The 18,824-nt window shown below is 73.8% G+C and carries 19 protein-coding genes and 1 riboswitch; of the genes, 12 read left to right on the top strand and 7 right to left on the bottom strand.

Annotated elements, in window-relative coordinates; translation table 11 throughout:
- Positions 1-35 precede the first annotated feature (35 nt).
- Both ASD90_RS14905 and ASD90_RS14910 read right to left on the bottom strand, forming a co-directional pair.
- Complete coding sequence (locus ASD90_RS14905) at positions 36-1,130, bottom strand: S-adenosylmethionine:tRNA ribosyltransferase-isomerase (RefSeq protein ID WP_056758133.1); 1,095 nt, start codon at positions 1,128-1,130, stop codon at positions 36-38.
- On the bottom strand, positions 1,127-1,852 hold the full coding sequence (locus ASD90_RS14910; protein WP_235506682.1) for an SDR family oxidoreductase: 726 nt from the start codon (positions 1,850-1,852) through the stop codon (positions 1,127-1,129). The genes ASD90_RS14905 and ASD90_RS14910 overlap by 4 nt, the downstream gene beginning before the upstream one ends.
- A gap of 111 nt (positions 1,853-1,963) precedes the next feature.
- Here ASD90_RS14910 and nadA point away from each other — a divergent pair, with 111 nt between their 5' ends.
- Complete coding sequence (nadA, locus tag ASD90_RS14915; protein WP_056758138.1) at positions 1,964-3,172, top strand: quinolinate synthase NadA; 1,209 nt, start codon at positions 1,964-1,966, stop codon at positions 3,170-3,172.
- Between the two features lie 5 nt (positions 3,173-3,177).
- Positions 3,178-3,957 carry a metallophosphoesterase gene (locus tag ASD90_RS14920; RefSeq protein ID WP_056758143.1) on the top strand — a complete coding sequence of 260 codons (780 nt, stop codon included), beginning with the start codon at positions 3,178-3,180 and terminating at the stop codon, positions 3,955-3,957.
- A 63-nt stretch (positions 3,958-4,020) separates the two neighbouring features.
- On the opposite strand, the gene ASD90_RS14925 is transcribed toward ASD90_RS14920, so the two are convergent.
- Entirely contained in the window at positions 4,021-5,391 is a 1,371-nt protein-coding gene (locus ASD90_RS14925; protein ID WP_056758916.1) for a dipeptidase, read from the bottom strand.
- Positions 5,392-5,437: 46 nt separating this feature from the next.
- Between ASD90_RS14925 and ASD90_RS14930 the strand changes: the two genes are divergently transcribed.
- From ASD90_RS14930 to ASD90_RS14940, 3 genes are all read left to right on the top strand, one after another.
- A complete protein-coding gene (locus tag ASD90_RS14930) occupies positions 5,438-6,352 on the top strand; it encodes a methyltransferase (RefSeq protein ID WP_057588015.1) in 915 nt (304 codons plus the stop codon).
- A gap of 73 nt (positions 6,353-6,425) precedes the next feature.
- The gene (locus ASD90_RS14935; RefSeq protein WP_056758149.1) at positions 6,426-7,007 is read left to right on the top strand and encodes a protein-L-isoaspartate O-methyltransferase; all 582 of its coding nucleotides are present in this window, start codon (positions 6,426-6,428) and stop codon (positions 7,005-7,007) included.
- 87 nt (positions 7,008-7,094) lie between these two features.
- Positions 7,095-7,676: a DUF3043 domain-containing protein gene (locus ASD90_RS14940; protein WP_056758152.1), complete on the top strand. Its 582-nt coding sequence runs from the start codon at positions 7,095-7,097 to the stop codon at positions 7,674-7,676.
- A gap of 56 nt (positions 7,677-7,732) precedes the next feature.
- Here the strand turns inward: ASD90_RS14940 and ASD90_RS14945 are convergent, their stop codons facing one another.
- Both ASD90_RS14945 and ASD90_RS14950 read right to left on the bottom strand, forming a co-directional pair.
- Positions 7,733-9,106 (bottom strand): serine hydrolase, encoded by a 1,374-nt coding sequence (locus ASD90_RS14945; RefSeq protein WP_056758155.1) that lies wholly within the window; start codon positions 9,104-9,106, stop codon positions 7,733-7,735.
- Complete coding sequence (locus ASD90_RS14950) at positions 9,103-9,318, bottom strand: hypothetical protein (protein ID WP_056758918.1); 216 nt, start codon at positions 9,316-9,318, stop codon at positions 9,103-9,105. The genes ASD90_RS14945 and ASD90_RS14950 overlap by 4 nt, the downstream gene beginning before the upstream one ends.
- 54 nt (positions 9,319-9,372) lie before the next feature.
- Positions 9,373-9,486: riboswitch (cobalamin riboswitch) on the top strand.
- A gap of 110 nt (positions 9,487-9,596) precedes the next feature.
- On the opposite strand from ASD90_RS14950, the gene ASD90_RS14955 reads away from it, so the two are divergent.
- The 6 genes from ASD90_RS14955 to ASD90_RS14980 are packed head-to-tail and all read left to right on the top strand — an operon-like array spanning position 9,597 to position 15,306.
- On the top strand, positions 9,597-10,337 hold the full coding sequence (locus ASD90_RS14955; protein WP_235506683.1) for an SCO2322 family protein: 741 nt from the start codon (positions 9,597-9,599) through the stop codon (positions 10,335-10,337).
- A gap of 15 nt (positions 10,338-10,352) precedes the next feature.
- Complete coding sequence (locus ASD90_RS14960) at positions 10,353-11,438, top strand: energy-coupling factor transporter transmembrane component T (RefSeq protein WP_056758160.1); 1,086 nt, start codon at positions 10,353-10,355, stop codon at positions 11,436-11,438.
- Positions 11,435-13,057 carry an ABC transporter ATP-binding protein gene (locus ASD90_RS14965; RefSeq protein WP_056758163.1) on the top strand — a complete coding sequence of 541 codons (1,623 nt, stop codon included), beginning with the start codon at positions 11,435-11,437 and terminating at the stop codon, positions 13,055-13,057. The genes ASD90_RS14960 and ASD90_RS14965 overlap by 4 nt, the downstream gene beginning before the upstream one ends.
- Positions 13,054-13,911, top strand: coding sequence for an ECF transporter S component (locus ASD90_RS14970; protein WP_056758167.1), 858 nt, complete (start codon positions 13,054-13,056; stop codon positions 13,909-13,911). The genes ASD90_RS14965 and ASD90_RS14970 overlap by 4 nt, the downstream gene beginning before the upstream one ends.
- Positions 13,908-14,504, top strand: a complete 597-nt coding sequence (locus tag ASD90_RS14975; protein ID WP_056758170.1) for a bifunctional adenosylcobinamide kinase/adenosylcobinamide-phosphate guanylyltransferase — start codon at positions 13,908-13,910, stop codon at positions 14,502-14,504. The genes ASD90_RS14970 and ASD90_RS14975 overlap by 4 nt, the downstream gene beginning before the upstream one ends.
- Positions 14,497-15,306 (top strand): adenosylcobinamide-GDP ribazoletransferase, encoded by an 810-nt coding sequence (locus ASD90_RS14980; RefSeq protein WP_056758173.1) that lies wholly within the window; start codon positions 14,497-14,499, stop codon positions 15,304-15,306. Before ASD90_RS14975 ends, ASD90_RS14980 begins: the two co-directional genes overlap by 8 nt.
- 192 nt (positions 15,307-15,498) lie before the next feature.
- Here the strand turns inward: ASD90_RS14980 and ASD90_RS14985 are convergent, their stop codons facing one another.
- A complete protein-coding gene (locus ASD90_RS14985; RefSeq protein WP_162260210.1) occupies positions 15,499-16,284 on the bottom strand; it encodes a hypothetical protein in 786 nt (261 codons plus the stop codon).
- A complete protein-coding gene (locus ASD90_RS14990; protein ID WP_056758179.1) occupies positions 16,281-17,528 on the bottom strand; it encodes a Mur ligase family protein in 1,248 nt (415 codons plus the stop codon). The genes ASD90_RS14985 and ASD90_RS14990 overlap by 4 nt, the downstream gene beginning before the upstream one ends.
- Before the next feature lie 141 nt (positions 17,529-17,669).
- On the opposite strand from ASD90_RS14990, the gene ASD90_RS14995 reads away from it, so the two are divergent.
- Positions 17,670-18,806: a P1 family peptidase gene (locus ASD90_RS14995; RefSeq protein ID WP_056758181.1), complete on the top strand. Its 1,137-nt coding sequence runs from the start codon at positions 17,670-17,672 to the stop codon at positions 18,804-18,806.
- Positions 18,807-18,824: the final 18 nt, after the last annotated feature.

Genomic DNA, 18,824 nt, shown 5'->3' on the forward strand with positions numbered 1-18,824 from the left:
CTCCCACTGCCGTGTCGCCGTGCGTCGGTCCGCCGTCAGCGGCGGGGCAGGAAGAGGCCCGCGTCGCCGAACTCGTGCCACGCGTAGCGGTGGGCGACCGCCTCGTCGTAGGCCCGCTGGGCCAGGGCGGCACCGGCCACCGACTCGACGAGGAGCAGGTGCGAGGCGTCGGGGTCGTGCCAGCCGGTGACGAGGCCGTCGACGACGCGCGCGGGTCGGTCCGGGGAGATGACGACCTCGGTCCAGCCCGCCGCGGGGTGCACCCGGCCGTCCGGGTCGGCTGCCGACTCGATGGCGCGCGTGGCGGTCGTGCCGACGGCGACGACCCGGCTGCCCCGGGAGCGCACGAGGTTGACGAGGTCGGCCGTCTCCCCCGACACCGCGAACCGCTCCGGCTGCGGCGCCTCGCCGGCCTCCTGCGACGACAGTCCGGTGTGCAGGGTCACCGGGGCGACGAGCACCCCCGACGACACGAGCCCGGCCACGAGGGAGGCCGTGAACGGCCTGGCGGCGCTCGCCATCTCGGCGCTTCCGGGGAGCCGGGCGAAGACGGTCTGGTACGCGTCCACGGGGTACCGGGAACGCAGGTAGCCGTACGCGATGGGGCGGCCGTGCGTCGCGAGGTGCTCCGCGAGCGCAGAGCCCTCGATGTCGACCGCCCGCCACAGCCGGTTGCCGCGTCCCGTGGGCGACGAGTCGGACCTCGGGTACGGCGCCTCGAGCCGCAGCCGGGGGCCGCCCGACGCCAGCTCGACGAGGTCGCCCTCCAGGGCGTCGAGCAGGGGGTGCGCGGCGTCGGGCGCCGAGCGGAGCTCCACGACCCACGTGCCGTCGTCGAGCGCGGTCGCGACGTGGACGACGACGGCGCCCCGGCCGTCCAGGCGTGCGTCCACCTCGCCCGCCACGGTCGCCGAGTTGTTGACGAGGAGCAGGTCGCCGGGCAGCAGGTGGTCACCGATGGCGGAGAAGGTGGTGTGCGAGATGCGCACCGCGCCGGACGAGGACTGCGAGGCGACGAGGAGGCGTACGCCGTCGCGTCCGATACCCCTCACCTCGGGGGGCGCGTCGGCCGTGAGGTCGTCGGTCCGCCGGAAGACGGTGTGGGGCGGATGCGTGAGAGCCGCGGTCACGAAGCCACCTCCGTCGTCGCCGCGGCGACGAGGTCCGCCGCGCGGTAGCGGCCGCTCGCGGGGCGCGACCCGACGAGGGCAAGGATCCCGGGGACGGCGACCTCCTCCGGCAGCGGCCGGTCGCTGATGTCCTCCCCCGGGAACGCGGACTGGTGCATCGCGGTCCGCATGTCGCCCGGGTCGACGGCATACGCCCGGACCGTCGGCAGCTCCGCGGCCAGGGTCAGCGTCAGGTGGTCGAGCGCCGCCTTGCTCGCGCCGTAGGCCCCCCACGTCTCGTAGTGCTCGACGCCCGCGTCCGACGAGATGGCGATGACCGTGCCTCCGGCCGCCTCGAGCGACGGGAGGAGCGAGCGGGTCAGCCCGTGCGGGGCGAGGACGTTGACGGCGAGCACGGCAGCGAGGTCGTCCGTCGTCAGGTCGCGCAGCGGACGGAGCGGGACCGGGCCGAGCGTGCTCGCGTTGTGGACGAGCAGGTCGAGGCCGCGCGCTCCGGCCAGGTCGGTGACGGCCTCGGCCACCTCGTCCCGGTGGACGGCGTCGCCGACGTCGCCGGCGAGGCCGACGACGTCGTGACCGTGGGTGCGCAGGTGGGAGACGGTCTCGGCGACGCTCGACGCGTCGCGGGCCGTGACGACGAGATCCCAGCCCCGGGCGGCGAGGGACTCGGCGAGAGCCCGGCCGAGGCCGTGGGTGGCGCCGGTGACGAGTGCGGTGGGCATCATGACTCCTGTGGTGGTCGTGGGTCGATCACCACAAGCGTCAGACATCAAGTTGACTTGAGGTCAAGTGCCCGAGCGCTCGCAGCCCGCGCGGCGGCATACGATCTGCACATGACGACCGACACGACATCGGCCCCGGCACCTGCTCCGCTCCCGCTCCTCGTGCTCGGGCAGGGCACCGACCTGCACACCGAGCGCGGAGTCGAGTGCCCGGGCGACCTGCCGGCAGCGTCCGACCCCGGCCTCGTCGAGCGCGCTCGCGCCGCCAAGGCCGCGCTCGGGGACCGCGTCTTCGTCCTCGGCCACCACTACCAGCGCGACGAGGTCATCGAGTTCGCCGACGTCACGGGCGACTCCTTCAAGCTCGCCCGCGACGCCGCAGCCCGGCCCGACGCGCCCTACATCGTCTTCTGCGGCGTGCACTTCATGGCCGAGTCGGCGGACATCCTGACGAGCGACGAGCAGACCGTGATCCTGCCCGACCTCGCCGCCGGCTGCTCGATGGCCGACATGGCCGCCATCGCCCAGGTCGAGGACTGCTGGGAGCAGCTGGCCGCGGCCGGCGTCGCCGACCGGGCGATCCCGGTCACCTACATGAACTCGTCCGCGGCGATCAAGGCCTTCACCGGTCGCCACGGCGGCACGATCTGCACGAGCTCCAACGCCCGCACGGCGCTCGACTGGGCCTTCGAGCAGGTCGGCGGCGTCGACGGCACGGGCAAGGTGCTCTTCCTGCCCGACCAGCACCTCGGCCGCAACACCGCCGTGCGCGAGCTCGGCCTGTCGCTCGACGACTGCGTCGTCTGGGACCCGCACCGCCCCGGTGGCGGCCTGACCCGTGAGCAGCTCGAGAACGCCCGGATGATCCTCTGGCGCGGGCACTGCTCGGTGCACGGCCGCTTCTCGGTCGACGCCGTCGAGGCCGCTCGCCGCGAGATCCCCGGCGTCAAGGTCATCGTCCACCCCGAGTGCCAGTACGAGGTCGTCGAGCGGGCCGACGAGGTGGGCTCGACCGAGAAGATCATCCAGACCATCGCCGCCGCCCCGGCCGGCACCTCGTGGGTCGTCGGCACCGAGCTCAACCTCGTGCGCCGGCTCGCCCAGCAGTTCCCCGAGCAGCGGATCGCCTTCCTGGAGAAGAACGTCTGCTACTGCTCGACGATGAACCGCATCGACCTGCCGCACCTCGTGTGGGCGCTCGAGTCCCTCGTCGAGGGCCGGGTCGTCAACCCGATCCACGTCGACCCGACCGTCGCCGCCGAGGCGCGCGCGGCGCTCGACCGGATGCTCGCCCTGCCGGGCACGACCCACAAGGACTGAGCCGGGTGAGCGTCCCCGCCCGCGACCTCCACCGGGTCGCCGTCGTCTCCGACGTGCACGGCAACGTCACGGCGTACGACGCCGTCCTCGCCGACATCGCCCGCCGCGGCATCGACGACGTCATCAACCTGGGCGACCTCGTGGGGAAGGGGCCGCGCGGGTCGGAGTGCATCCGGATCACCCGGGACCGCGGCATGCCGACCGTGCGCGGCAACTGGGACGCCTTCATCGCGCGCGACGACGTGCAGCCGTGGGAGCACGCCCAGTGGGTGCGCGACGCGCTCACGCCCGCAGACCGGAGCTGGCTCGCGGACCTGCCGAACGTCCACGAGATCGTGCTGAGCGGCCAGCCGATCCGCTTCTTCCACGCGTCACCGGTCAGCGAGTTCACCCGCGTGTTCACCCCCACGACCGAGGCCGAGCACCGCGCGTTCGTCGAGCAGACCGCGTTCACGGGCGACGGTCAGGTGCCCACGATCGTCGGCTACGGCGACATCCACGGGGCCTACCTCGCGGTCGACTACGGCATCACCGTCTTCAACGCCGGCTCGGTCGGGAACGCCCTCGACGGTCCCGGCGCGCCCTACGTCGTCCTCGAGGGAACCTTGGCCGGCCCCGGCGAGGACGAGCCGCCCGGCCACGTCGGCATCAGCTTCGTCCGGGTGCCCTACGACGTCGAGTCCGAGATCGCCGCGGCCGAGGAGCTCGGCATGCCCGGCGTGGAGGCGTACGCCCTCGAGCTGCGCGAGCAGCGCTACCGGGGGTCGGCCGTCTCCACCTCCTGACGATGGAAGGCGGGGTCCCGGCACGTGCCGGGACCCCGCCTTCCATCGCGTCTGCCGGTCGCCTCAGTGGGTCGGCCGCAGCGCTCCCAGCCGGGCGAGGAAGACCGCCTCGGCCACGCAGACCTTCTCGAACTCGCCCAGATGGAGCGACTCGTTGGCGCCGTGGGCGCGCGTGTCGGGGTCCTCGACACCGGTGACGATGATCGAGGCGTCGGGAAAGCGCGCCGAGAAGTCGGAGATGAACGGGATCGAGCCGCCGACGCCCATGTCGACGGGCTCGGTGCCCCAGGCGTCGGCGAAGGACGCCCGCGCCTCGTCGTAGACGGTGCCGTTCGCGTCAGCCGCGAACCCCGACCCGTGCTCCTCGAGCTCGACGGTGAGGCGGGCCCCCCACGGCGCGTTGGCCTCGAGGTGCTCGCGCACCCGCTCGAACGCGGCGAGGGGGTCCTGCGTCGGCGCGAGACGCACGGAGATCTTGGCGGCGGCCTTGGCCGACAGGGTGTTGGAGGCCTTGTCGATCGACGTCGCGTCGATGCCGATGGTCGTGATCGAGGGCTTGTTCCACAGGCGGCTGAGGATCGAGCCGGACCCGATGAGCGCGACCCCGTCGAGCAGGCCGGACTCCGCGCGGAAGCGCTGCTCGTCGTAGTCGATGTCGGCGGCCTCGCCCGCGTCGAGACCGGTCACCGCGACGTTGCCGTCGGCGTCGTGGAGCGAGGCGAGCAGGCGCACGAGGGCGGTGGTGGCGTCGGGTGCCGCCCCACCGAACATGCCCGAGTGCACGGAGTGGTCGAGGGTCTGCACCCGGACGACGACACGGATGCCGCCGCGGAGGGTCGTCGTCAGGGCGGGCGTGCCGATGTCCCAGTTGCCGGAGTCGGCGATGACGATGGCGTCGGCGGCGAGTCGGTCGCCGTGCTTCTCGAGGATCGTGCCGAGCGAGGGCGACCCCGACTCCTCCTCGCCCTCGACGAACACCGTCACCCCGACCGGCAGGTTGCCGGCGTGGGCGCGCAGCGCCGCCACGTGCGCCATGACGCCGGCCTTGTCGTCGGCGGCACCGCGGCCGTAGAGGCGACCGCCGCGCTCCTCGGGCTCGAACGGCGAGCTGTCCCAGTCGGCGTCGTCACCGGGCGGCTGCACGTCGTGGTGCGCGTAGAGCGTCACGGTCGGTGCGCCCTCGGGACCGTCGAGGTGACCGATGACGGCCGGGCGGCCGCCCTCGACGACCACCTCGACGTCAAGGCCCTCGCGGCGCAGCAGCTCGGCGACGGCCTCGGCGCTCCGGGTCACCTGGCTCTGGTCGAAGGACGAGGCCGAGACGCTCGGGATGCGCACGAGCTCCTCGAGGTCGGCCCGGACCTGCGGCATGAGGTCGGCCACGCGGTCGCGGATCTGTTGGATCTGGTCGGGGGTGAGGGCGTCGTCAGTCACCTGCCCGACCCTACCGACGCAGACGCCGGGCCACGAGGGAGCCGACGTGCCGGTGCGTCCTCGCGACGGAGCGCTGCTGCGGGTGCCGCCGTGGGTGCCGTCGTGGGTGCCGTCGTGGGTGCCGTCGTCCCCGATGGGTAGGTTCGACCGGATGGGAGACAACACGTTCGTCGCCGGGCAGGAGCCCTGGCTCGAGCGCCTGGGCAACCTGCGCAACGTCGTGCGCCAGGAGTTGGTCACCCGGCAGCTCGCGGCGCACCTGCCTCGTGGACCCCTGCGCGTCCTCGACGTCGGCGCCGGCCAGGGGACGCAGGCGCTGCGCCTGGCCCGACTCGGCCACTCGGTGACCGCCGTCGAGCCGGACGGGCGGATGCGTGCCGCCTTCGAGCAGGCTGCCGCCGGGCTCACTCCCGAGCAGCGGGAGCACGTGACGCTCGTGGCCACCGACCTCGCCGGGCTGGCGAGCGTGACACGCCCGACGGCATACGACGTCGTCATGTGCCACGGCGTGCTCATGTACCTCCCCGAGAGCCGCGCCGCGGTTGCGGGCCTGGCCCGCCGGGTCGCGCCGGGCGGCATCGTGTCGATCGCGGCGCGCAACGGGGACGCGATGGCGTGGCGCCCGGCCGGCCGTCACGACTGGCCGGCCGCCCTCGCCGCGCTGGACGAGATGCGCCGGGCGGCCGAGGAGGGCCGGGACGCCCGCTACCGCAACGAGATCGGCGTCGACGCCCGCGCCGACACGCTCGCGTCCCTGACGGCCGACTGCGAGGCCGCCGGCCTCGAGGTCACCGCGTGGTACGGCATCCGCGTCGCCAGCGACGACGTCCCGGTCGACGAGCCCGCGCCCACCGGCGTCGAGCTGGCGGCCCTGCTCGACGTCGAGGAGCGGCTCGGCGCGTCCGACCCCTACCGCGCGCTCGGCACGCTCCTGCACGTCATCGCGCGCCGGAGGGCCTGACCGCACCCCTCACCGCACCCTCACCGCTCCCGTCGGGGCTGACGCCGAGGCTCCGGCGTGCTTGGCTCGGACCATGGACGCGGTCGACCGGGTGGAGCGAGCCTTCGCCGCAGTGCCTCGCGCCGGCTTCCTCCCACACGGAGCCCGCGGCCGCGCCTCCTACGACGGACCCATCCTCATCGGGCACGGACAGACGAACTCCCAGCCACGGACCGTCGCCGACATGCTGCGGCTGCTCGACGTGCGACCCGGCCAGCGCGTGCTCGACGTCGGCTCGGGGTCCGGCTGGACGACCGCCCTGCTCGCCCACCTCACCGGACCCGAGGGCGAGGTGGTCGGCGTCGAGCTCGAGCCCGCGCTCGCCCGATGGGGCGCCGCGAACCTCGAGGGCGCACGGATGCCGTGGGCCGGGATCCACGAGGCGACCGCCGGGGTGCTGGGCGACCCCGACCACGCCCCCTGGGACCGCATCCTCGTCTCGGCGGAAGCCTCAGCCCTCCCCCAGGCGCTCGTCGACCAGCTGGGCGACCCCGGACGGATGGTGATCCCGGTCGTAGGCACCATGACACTCGTGGTGCGCGAGCACGGCGCGCTGGCGACGACGCGCCACGGGCGCTACCGCTTCGTGCCGCTGCGCACGGCCCCGGGACGCTGACCTCCGGGAGGGTCGTATGCCGTGGGGCTGCGGGCGCGATGCGGGCGCGATGCGGGCCGGGAGCCAGCTTCGGCTTAGAGTGTCCCCGTGTTCGGACGCAAGAAGACCCTCAACGACGAGCTCGCACCCACGGCCTCGACCGACCAGTCGGCCCGCCCCGGTGCGAAGAACCGGCCCACGCCGAAGCGGCGCGAGCAGGAGGCCCTCAACAAGCGTCCCCTCATCGTCACCGACCGCAAGGCCGCCACGAAGCAGGACAAGACGGTCCGCCGGGAGGCCATGGCCAAGCAGCGCGCCGGCATGATGACCGGCGACGAGAAGTACCTCCCCGCCCGGGACAAGGGCCCGCGTCGCCGCTTCATCCGCGACACGGTCGACGCGCGGTGGAACATCGGCGAGTTCATGCTCCCGATCATGCTCATCGTGCTGCTGCTCAGCTTCGTCCGCACGAACTGGGCCCTGCTGCTCGTCTTCGTGCTCGTCTACGGCCTCATCCTCGTGGCCATCGGTGACGCCCTGCTCATGTGGCGCCGGACGCGCCGCAAGATGGACGACAAGTTCGGCGGCGCCGAGAAGGGCGACGCGTGGTACGCCATCATGCGCGCCTTCCAGATGCGTCGCACGCGCATGCCGAAGCCCCAGGTCGCCCGCGGCGAGCACCCCGCCTGACCGGTCGAGCCGGCCCGGGCCCGGTTCCCTGACCCGCTCTGCCTGACCGCCCGAAGTCAGCCCTGCAGGTCGGCGAACGCGAGCGGTGCCCGTGTCACGGCATACGTCGCGAAGTAGAGCTTGTCGACCGAGCCGTCACCGGCGCGCACGACCTCGAGCACCTCGCCCCGCTCCCGACCCGCCACGGCACGGAAGCGGTCGCTGCCCTCGGCGGCATACCGCGTCTCGGACAGCGGTTCGTCGTCGACGAGCCGCGACCACAGCTCGCCGTCGCGGACGAAGTACGTGATCGGCGACCCCTCCGACCACCACAGGCCGAGGAGCTCGGCCAGGGCCGGCTGCTCCGTCTCGGGCACCCACGCCGCGGCGAGCGACGGCTCGGCATCCACGACGGCCTCGACGAGGTCGGTCGCGAGCCCGAGCGTCAGGGCGCCGGACGTGGCGTTGGCGAGGACGATCGCCCCGACGCCCTCCTTGCGCCGGACTCGCAGGCCGGTGAGGAAGCCGGGCATGGCGCCACCGTGTCCGACGTAGACGCGGTCGCCGCGGCGGCCCATCCCGAAGCCGAGGCCGTAGGCACCGCTCCAGCCGTCGACGTCGGTCATGATGATCGGCCGGCACATCTCCTCGACGGTCTCGGGCCGCACGACCCGGTCGTCGGGGCTCGCGACGTAGGCGGCATAGCGCGACATGTCGGCGACGGTCGACCAGAGGCCGCCGAGGGGCGCCGTGGCGTTGAGCGTGAAGAGCGGCTCCTCGCTCGCGGTGCCGGCGTACGGGTCGACCTGGTAGCCGAGCGCGCGGTCGCCCGCGGGCGTCAGGCCCGTGCGGCTCATCCCGAGCGGCTCGAGCACCCGCTCGCGGACCACGTGCTCCCAGTCGCGGCCGGTCACGCGCTCGACGACCTGCCCGAGCAGGCCGTAGGCGAGGTTGGAGTAGTGGAAGGCGTGGTGGGCGGGCAGCACCTGCTCGGCCTGCTCGACGCCGGCGAGGAACTCCTCGCGCTCGGGCGCCAAGAGGCTCTCCCAGATGTTGCCGACGGGCTCGCGCTGCAGCCCGGAGGCGTGGGCGAGCATCTGCCGCAACGGGACCCGCGCGTGCCTCGTGCCGGGGACGTACGTCTCGAGCGTGTCGTCGAGCGACAGCAGACCCTCGTCGCGCAGCGACATGACGGCCAGGGCCGTGAACGTCTTCGTCACCGAGCCGATCATGAACTGCGTGTCGTCGGTGGCCGCGACCGGCTGGGACCCGAGACGCGCCGACCCCACGTGCGCCGACCAGACGAGGCGGCCGTCGCGCACGACACCCACGCTGACCCCCGGCGAGCGCCAGGCCCGCTGGGCCGTGACGACCCGGGCGAGCAGGTCGCGCTCGAGCCCCGCCGACAGTGCCGCGTCCGGAGAGCCGTCTGAGCCCAGCGGCGCGCTCACTCCGCGGCCCGCAGGCTCATCGGGCCGTAGACGACGGTGTCGTTCTCCCGCAGGGTGACCGCCTCGACGCCGGCGTCGAGCAGCTCGCGCCACGACTCCCCCAGGTAGCTCTCGGCGTCACTCTGGGTCGGGAACCCGGTCGTGGTCACTCCCTCCCCCTCCATCGGGTTGCCGTGGGCGTCGAGGAACAGCCAGGACCAGTCAGCGCTCATGCGGGCCACCCTAGTTGCCGCGCCGTTTGACGTGCGGACGCCCCGCGTGCGACGGTTCGCCTAACCGAAGGATGATGGGGCAAGCCGGTGTGACTCCGGCGCTGACCCGCAACCGTGAAGCCACCTCCCGCCGCTGCGCGGCCCGGGGTGACCAGCCGGAAAACCCGCGTCCCACCGGCTCCTTTGTCAGTCTGTCGTGGAATGCGGACCGGAGTCACCCCGCCGGGCCGGCCTCAGCCAGCAGACCCGACATGGTGTCCGACCGCGAGGAGGAAACCGTGTCCCCTGCCCGTCGTGCCCCGCTCCGGGTCGTCCTCGCCGCGCTCGTCGCGGCCTGCCTGTCCGCCCTCACCATCGCGCCGGCGCACGCAGCCGCCTATCGCTACTGGGGCTTCTACCAGCTCTCCGACGGCGCCTGGACCTTCGCGCAGAAGGGCCCGGACCAGACGGTCCCGAAGGACGGCAGCGTCGACGGCTGGCGCTTCGCCGTCGCCGACGAGGCCTCCACCCGCTACCCGCGCGCCGTCCTCACCTTCGACGAGCTCTGCGGCACGACCCCCGCCCAGACGGGCAAGAAGCGCGTCGGCCTCGTCGTCGACTTCGGCCGCCCGGCGGACGCCGCCGACGGCGCCACGCCGCCCGAGCCCAAGGCCCTGTGTGCCGTCGTCGCCGCCGACGCCACGAGCGCCGTCGTGCTCGCCGCCGCCGGCGACGTGCGCACCGAGAAGGGCCTCGTCTGCGGTGTGGACGGCTACCCGACGACCGACTGCGGCGGTGCCGTCAAGGAGGTCAGCCCCGAGGCGAAGGCCGCCGACGAGCCGGTGACCATCGCGGCCCCGGCCGCGACACCGTCGGCCTCCGCGTCGGCGCCTGCCGCCTCGAGCACCGACGTCGCCGTGGCGACCACCGCGTCCTCGGGCGCGAACGTGACGGCATACGTCATCGCGGGCCTCGTCCTGCTCGCCCTCGTCGGCTACCTGCTCGTGCGCTCGCGTTCCCGCGCCCGCCAGGACGCCTGAGGAGCCACGACGAGCGTGACGCGGCTCCGGCTCAAGGCCCGGCTCCAGCACCCCGCAGCCTGGTGGCTCTGGGGGCTGGGCCTGGCCACGGCTGCGTCACGCACGACCAACCCGGTGCTGCTGCTGCTCGTCATCGGGGTCTGCGTCCTCGTCGTCGCTGAGCGCCACGACCCCGCGACGGTCAACCCGCTGCCGGCCTTCCTCGTCATCGGCGCCGTCGTCGTCGCGTTCCGCATCGTCATGACGGCTCTGCTCGGAAACGGCATCGTCGGCGAGACCGTCGTCATGACCCTTCCGAGCGTGCCGCTGCCGGACTGGGCCGCCGGCGTGCGCATCGGCGGCACGGTCACGCTCGAGTCGCTGTTGTATGCCGCCTACGACGCCCTGCGCCTCGCCGCGGTCCTCGCGTGCCTCGGTGCCGCGAACGCGCTCGCGAGCCCGCGTCGACTGCTGCGCTACCTGCCCGCCACGCTCTACGACGTCGGCACCGCGGTCGTCGTGGGGCTGACGTTCGCGCCGCAGCTGCTCACCGATGCGCGCGAGGTGCGAGCCGCGCGCACGCTGCGCGGTCGCGACGGTCGAGGGCTGCGGGAGATGGCCCGGCTCACGGTGCCCGTCCTCGAGACCGCGTTCGAGCGGTCGCTCGGACTCGCGGCGTCGATGGAGTCGCGCGGCTACGGCCGCGCGGTCCGCTCCACGACGACGAGCCGCAGGGCAGCCACGGGGCTCGCGCTCGCCGGCCTCGTCGGTGTCCTCGCCGGGCTCTACGGCCTGCTCGACGCCTCCGCCGGGGGCGTGCTCGGGCTACCGGTCCTCGTGCTCGGCGCACTCCTGGCCGGCTCGAGCCTCCTCGTCGGCGCGTCCCGCGACCCCCGGTCCGGTCACCGCCGCGACCGGTGGACGTGGACCGAGACCGTCACGGTCGTCGCGGGCGCCGTCCCGGCCGCCGTCCTCGTCATCGCCTCCGTGCAGGGCTGGGACGGCGTCGTGCCGAGCCAGCAGGCCGAGCTGCCCGCCGTGCCGCTCCTCGCCGTGCTCGCCGTGCTCGTGGCCGCCGTGCCGGCCTGGCTCACGCCCCGTCCCCGGGAGGTCGCACCGTGATCACCTTCGAGCACGTGTCGGTGCAGTACGCCGATGCCCCGGCTCACAGCCTCCACGACGTCACGCTCGAGATCCCAGAAGGTGAGCTCGTCCTCGTCGTCGGCCCCACGGGGAGCGGCAAGTCCACGTTGCTGCGCACCATCAACGGGCTCGTGCCGCACTTCAGCGGAGGCACCCTGACGGGTCGCGTCACCGTCGACGGCCTCGACACCGCCGAGCACCGGCCGCGCGACCTCGCGACGGTCGTCGGCCTCGTCGAGCAGAACCCGTCGTCGACGTTCGTCACCGACGTCGTCGAGGACGAGGTCGCCTACGGCATGGAGACGATGGGACTGGACTCGACGACGATCCGCCGCCGCGTCGAGGAGACCCTCGACCTCTTCGGGCTCACGCCGCTGCGCGCCCGGGCGCTGCGCACGCTCTCCGGCGGTCAGCAGCAGCGCGTCGCGATCGCCGCGCTCTTCGCCGCCGGCCCTCGGGTCCTCGTGCTCGACGAGCCGACGTCGGCCCTGGATCCCGTTGCGGCAGAAGAGGTTCTGGCGTCGCTCCATCGCATCGTGCACGACCTCGGCGTCACGGTCGTGCTCGCCGAGCACCGGCTCGAGCGCGTCGTGCACCACGCCGACCGCGTCGTCCTCGTCGACGAGGGCCGCGTGTCCGAGCTGCTCGACCCTGCCGAGGCGATGCTCCGCTCCCAGATCTATCCGCCCGTCGTCGGTCTCTCCCGCCTCGTCGGGTGGTCGCCCACGCCGCTGTCGATCCGCGACGCCCGCCGCAAGGCCGCCGCCCTGCGCGAGGCCCTCGGCACCAGCGCGCCGCGACCGGTCACCGACCTCAGGGTGATCGGGCCCGCCGACGCCGTCGTCGCCACCGGTGTCCGCGTCGTGCGCGGTGGCCGGGTCGTCCTCGACGGCGTCGACCTCGCCGTGGCCCGGGGCTCCGTGACGACGCTCATGGGACGCAACGGGGCCGGCAAGTCCACGCTCCTCGGCGCCATCGCGGCCCAGCACCGGCTGGCCGGGGGACGGGTGCGCGTCGGGGCCGAGGGCATCGACCCGCACACCCGGTCCGCGCGGGAGCGAGTGCGCACCGTCGGGCTGGTGCCCCAGCAGCCCGAGCTGCTCCTCTACGCCGACTCCGTCGCCGCCGAGTGCGCGGCGGCCGACCACGACTTCGGGGCTGCACCCGGCACGGCCCGTGGCCTGCTCGACCGCATCTCCGGCGGCATCGACCCCGCCGTGCACCCGCGCGACCTGTCCGAGGGCCAGCGCCTCGAGCTCGCCCTGGCCGTCATCCTCTCCGGGTCACCCGAGGTGCTCCTGCTCGACGAGCCCACGCGCGGTCTCGACTACGGCGCCAAGAAGCGGCTCGGCGAGATGCTGACGAGCCTCGCCGCCCAGGGCACGACGGTCCTGCTCGCCACCCACGACGTCGAGCTCGCGGCCGAGGTCGCCGACCGCGTCGTCATCCTCGCCGACGGTGAGGTCGTCACGGACGGCGCGGCCCGTGAGGTCCTCGCCTCGTCGCCGGCGTTCGCCCCGCAGGTGACGAAGGTGCTCCTCCCCCAGACCTGGCTCACGGTCGCCGAGGTCGCGGGCGCCCTCGCGAGGATCGCATGACCGGCCGCCGCGTCATCCCCCTGCGCTGGCCGGCGGTCGTGGCCGTCGCGGTGGTGGGTGTCGTCGGCCTGGTCGCCTTCACCTGGCCCTTCTTCGTCAGCGGGGACTTCGCGCGCGACCACGGCAACGACGCGCCCTGGCTCTTCGCGGTCCTCCTCGGGCTGCTCGCGGTCGTGTGCCTCGCCGAGGTGACGGCCGGGCGCCTCGACGCCAAGACGATCGCAGTCCTGGGTGTCGCCGCCGCGGCCGGCGGTGGTCTGCGGCTGCTCAGCGCCGGCACCGCCGGGCTCGAGCCGATGTTCTTCGTCGTCATCGTCGCCGGTCGCGTGCTCGGCCCCGGCGTCGGCTTCGTGTCCGGCTCCCTCGCCGTCACGACCGGCGCCCTGCTGACCGGCGGGGTCGGCCCGTGGCTGCCCTTCCAGATGATCTGCGCCGGAGGCATCGGCCTCGGGGCCGGTCTGCTGCCCGCACGTGCGGGAGGGCGCGCCGAGCGGTGGGTGCTCGCGGCATACGCCCTCGTGACGGGGCTCGCCTTCGGCCTCTTCATGAACCTCTGGTTCTGGCCCTTCCTCGGGACCACCGCGCCCGGTGGGATGGGCTTCGTCCCCGGCGCACCCCTCTCGGAGAACCTCGCCCACTACGCCCTCTTCTACCTCGCGACGTCCCTCGCCTGGGACCTGCCGCGCGGGGTGCTCAACGCCCTCCTCGTCGTGCTGGCCGGTCCGGCGCTGCTGCGGGTCTTCCGGCGGGGAGCGCGGCGGGCCGCCTTCGGGGTGCCGGTCGTCTTCGAGCCGGCGGCCGCGACCGGGTCGGGCCACGTGGCGCCGCTCCAGGACGCCGGGGGTGCCCGGTGACCCATCCGGGCGCGGCCTCGACCACCACCCTCGTCACCGGTCCGGTGCGCAGTGGCAAGAGCCGCCACGCCGAGGACCTGCTGGAGGGGCACGAGGACGTCACCTACGTGGCGACCGGGCGCACGGCCGACCCCACCGACCCCGAGTGGAGCCGACGCGTCGCGCACCACCGAGCCCGCCGACCCGGGACGTGGCGGACCCTCGAGACGACGGACGTGGCCGGTGCCATCCGCGCCGCCACGGGCCCGGTGCTCGTCGACTGCCTCGGCACGTGGCTCACGGCGCTCGTCGACGACGCCGGGTGGGACGACCTCGTCGCAGCGGCCGACGCGGTGCGCCGTGAGGCTGATCGCCTGGTGGAGTCGCTTTGCGCCGCAAGGGTGCCCGTCGTCGTCGTCACCAACGAGGTCGGCTGGTCCCTGGTGGCGACGACGGCTTCCGGACGCCTGTTCCAGGACGAGCTGGGTCGGCTCAACGCGCTCGTCGGCGGGGTGGCGGCCCAGGTGCACCTCGTCGTCGCGGGACGCGTCGTCGACCTCAGCGGGGCGCCCGTCGTGCCCCGCGAGCCGAGGCCGAGGACGCTCGATGCGTGACGCCTGGCGGCTCACGTTCGGCACCTTCACCGCGATCCCCGTCGGGCCACCGGCTCACGTCGACCGCACCGTCCTCGGCCAGGCCATGCTCCTCGCGCCGGTGACGACGGCACCTGCCCTCGTCGGGTGGGTCGCCCTCGGCACTGCGTCGACCATGGGTTGGGCACCTGCGGCCGTGGTGGCCGTGCTCGGGCTCATCGTCACGGCGCTGCTCTCGCGGGCCCTCCACCTCGACGGGCTCGCCGACCTCGCCGACGGGCTCACCTCCGGCCACGACCCGGCGCGGTCGCTGGAGGTCATGCGACGGGGCGACACCGGTCCAGCGGGAGCGGCGGCGGTCGTCCTCGTGCTCCTGCTCGACGCCGCCTGCCTCTCGGTCCTCCTCCACGGTGAATGGGGCACGGCCCTGGCCGTCGTGGCCCTCGTGGCCAGCCGGCTCGCGTGCGCGGTGTGCGCGCGGGACGGCATACCTCCCGCGCGTTCCGAGGGACTCGGTCAGGGAGTCGCCGGCACCGTCCGCCGGGGGCGCCTGGTCGGCCTCGTCGCCGTGGTCAGCGTGATCGCCGCGATCGGGGTCGCCGGCCTCGCGGCTGCCGTGGCCGGGGTCTCGTGGTGGGCTGCCGGGTTCGGAGCCGTTGCGGTCGTCCTGGTCAGCGTGGTCACAGCCGTCGTGACGCGACGCCACGCGGTGCGTCGTCTGGGCGGCGTCACCGGCGACGTCATCGGTGCCGCGATCGAGATCTCCCTCGCCGCCGGACTCGTCACCGCCTCGCTCGTCGTCACCGCCCTCCCCCACCCCTGACCCGTCGAGAGGCCACCTCTGGCCGCATCCCTCACGTCGAAAGGCCACTACTGGCCGCATCCCTCACTTCGAAAGGCCACTACTGACCGAGCGAGAGCTGGCCTCTCGACGACGACAGGGCGGCCCCTCGCGGCCTCTCGACGGTTGCCGGGCGGCCACTTGTGGCCTCTCGACGGTTGGAGTCGGGGTGGGTCAGCGGCGGAGGCGGGCTGCGACGGGACCCGGCAGGCGGCTGCGCCACTCGGCCTTCGGCGCGGTGCGCCGGGCCTCGGCGATGCGCTCGCGCCGGGCGCGCTCGACGGCCGGCGACTCGAGGGCGGGCCACGGCTCGGACCGCTGCGTGGCGCGTGCCAGCACGAGGTCGGCCAGCTCGGGGTTGAGGGCGAGCAGCGGGCCGTGCAGCCGCGTGCCGATGACCGAGCCGGCGATCACGCCCTCCGACGTCTCTCCGACGGCCTCGTCGGTGCGGTTGCCCGCGCCGACCTCGAGGGTGAAGAGCGCGCGGGCGTCGTCCTCGCGGACCGTCCGCAGGTCGTGGGCCTCCCACCCGATGAGGGCGGGCAGGTCGAGGGAGGCGTCCGGCCGGGTGACGACCGTGCCGGTGACCTCGGGGGCCGAGTGGACGGTGACGGGTGCGAGACCGAGTCCCTGGTGACGGGCACCGGACGGGTCGACCCACGATCGCGCGATCGCGTCGAGACCGGCGTCGACCGCGAGGACCACGGCGCCGTCTGCGACCCGCGCCGCGAGGTCCGTGGAGGTCAGCGCCTCGACGAGTGCGGCCACGCCGCCGCGTCCCGTGCCGCCGACGAGGTAGACGTCGGCGCCGACGAAGGAGTCGGCCCGGTCGACGGTGACGGTCTCGACGGTGAGGTCACGCGCGGCGCCACGACGCACGAGGGCACTCGCGTTGGCCTCGTCGGCCGCGGCGACGGTGGCGAGCGGGAAGAGCGTGGCCACGGTGAGGGTCCGGCTCAATGGGTGCCTCCTCGGAACTGCTTCGAGATGCGTCGGAAGGCCGGGTAGTTGCAGGCCACGATCACCTCACCCGGAGCGTGGGCCCGGACGGCGGACTCGATGTCGGGTGCCTCGACGACGTCGACGCCTGCCGCGTCGAGGATCGCCACGGCGTCCGCCGTGCGTCCGCCGGTGACGGCCACCCGCTGACCGGCGAGACGCTGGAACGGCGCCTCCCACATCGTGGCGGTGTCCTTGGGCCCGAACGGGTCGACGGCCACGACGAGCGGACGCTCGGTGGAGACGGCGACGTCGATGGCCTCGGCCCAGCCGGCCGGGTTCTTGAGCATGAGCAGGCGAGCGGCGTGGTCGCCCAACCGGTAGGGCGCATAGCGGCCGTCGACGTCGGCGACGGCGCTCACCCGCTCGGCGGCCTCGGCGACGTCGACACCGAGGGCGTCCGCGGCGGCGAGCGCGAAGGCACCCCCCACGGGCCCCGTGCGTCCCGGAACGGTCACCTCGATGCGGGTGCGCCGACCGTCGTGCTCGACGGCCCAGCCGTCCCCGTCCGGCACGACCTTCCAGTCGGGCGCGGGACGCGACCGCCCGCAGCCGGGGCAGCTCCACGAGTCGTCGGTGAAGTCCTGGACCGAACCGCACGCCGGGCAGATGAGGGCATCGCCGCGCCAGTAGAGGCCACCGCTGACGCCGACGCGACGCGGAGCGGTCTCGAAGGCCCAGCTGACGAGCGGGTCGTCGACGTTGACGATGGCCACGCAGTCGTCCGGGAGCGCGGCGGCCGTGCGGCGCCAGTGCTCGAGCGTGCTCTTGAGGGACACGCCGCGGGTGTACTCGCGCGAGCTGTTGAGCACGACGACCGCCTGGGGCCGGGTGCCTCGCGCGACCTGCTCGAGGTAGACCTCGTCGACCTCGAGGGCCGCGAGCTCGGAGGTGCGGTCGGCCGACAGGGCGGTGACGATGCCGTCGGTCATGTTGGCGCCGGTCGTGTTGCTCACGACCGTGCCGCCGGGCGTGATGGCGGCCGCCACGAGCGCCGTCACCGTGCTCTTGCCGTTGGTCCCGGTGACGAGGACGCTGCGCCGGTCGCCGGCCACGGCGCGGAGCACCTGGGGGTCGACGCGGAGGGCGAGGCGGCCTCCGATCATGGAGCCCGAGCCCTTGCCGAGGGCCTGCGAGAGCCGTCCGGCCGACCGTCCCGTGGCGAGCGCCAGGCGGGCGCGGAGCGGATCGCGTGCGTCAGACAAAAGCGGTTACCCTTCTCGACATCGTGGGTCGCGCCGCTCGGCAGCGAGGGGCGACCGCTCGGTGACATGCCAGATCGACAAGCCAGATCGTAGCCGCAGCACCGGTCCTCCCGGTCCGCGGGTGGACGAGGAGGAGACCGCGTGCGAGCCACCGATGTCGGGATCGAGATCGGGACGGGCCGCTCGGGTCCACTGAACGCCATCACCGACGTCGAGGGCGTCCGCGTCGGCTACAGCACGATCGTGCACGGCGAGGGCGAGATGACCGTCGGGCAGGGCCCGGTGCGCACCGGTGTCACGGTCGTGCTCCCCCACGGCGGCCGCGCCTCCACCGAGCCCGTCTTCGCGGGCTACCACCGCCTCAACGGTTTCGGTGAGCTGACCGGTCTCGAGTGGCTGCACGAGTCGGGCATGCTCTCGAGCCCGATCGCCCTGACGAACACCGACAGCGTCGGCGTCGTGCGCGACTCGCTCATCGCACGCGAGACGCGCCTGCCGGGGCGGATGCCGATCATGCTGCCCGTCGTCGGCGAGACGTGGGACGGCATCCTCAACGACATCAGCGGGCAGCACGTGACCCGCGAGCACGTACACGCCGCCTTCGACGACGCCCGCAGCGGCGTCATCGCCGAGGGCAACGTCGGCGGCGGCACCGGCACCCAGTGCTACGGCTTCAAGGGCGGCACCGGCACCGCCTCCCGGGTCGTCGACCTCGGCGACCGGCACTTCACCGTGGGCGTCCTCGTGCAGGCCAACCACGGCGACCGCAAGCACTTCGAGGTCAACGGCGTGCCGGTCGGCCACGTGCTGACCAAGAAGGTCGTGCCCTTCCCCCGCATGTCGGAGATCACCCGGGTCCCGCCGCCAGGCACGGGCTCGGTGCTGGCCGTCGTCGCGACCGACGCGCCCCTGCTGCCCCACCAGCTCAACCGTCTCGCCCAGCGCGCCGGACTCGGCATCGCCAAGTTCGGCGCCCGTGGCGACAACTACTCCGGCGACCTCATGATCGCCTTCTCGACGGCTGCTCACGGGATGCCCGACCAGGGCCCCGGAGCGCGCACCGAGATCGGGATGCAGGTCGAGATGCTCGCGCTCGAGTACTTCGACGCGATGTTCGGTGCCGTCATCGAGGCCACGGCGGAGGCGATCCTCAACGCGATGCTCCAGGCCGACACGATGGAGGGGCGCGACGGACTGACGATCCATGCGCTCGACGGTGAGCGTCTCGCCGGCATCCTCGACCGCCACGGCCGGCGCCACTTCTCCCTGCGCGACTAGCGGATCCGGACGCCCCGC

It is taken from the genome of Terrabacter sp. Root181 (assembly GCF_001428505.1).
Classification (GTDB): domain Bacteria; phylum Actinomycetota; class Actinomycetes; order Actinomycetales; family Dermatophilaceae; genus Terrabacter.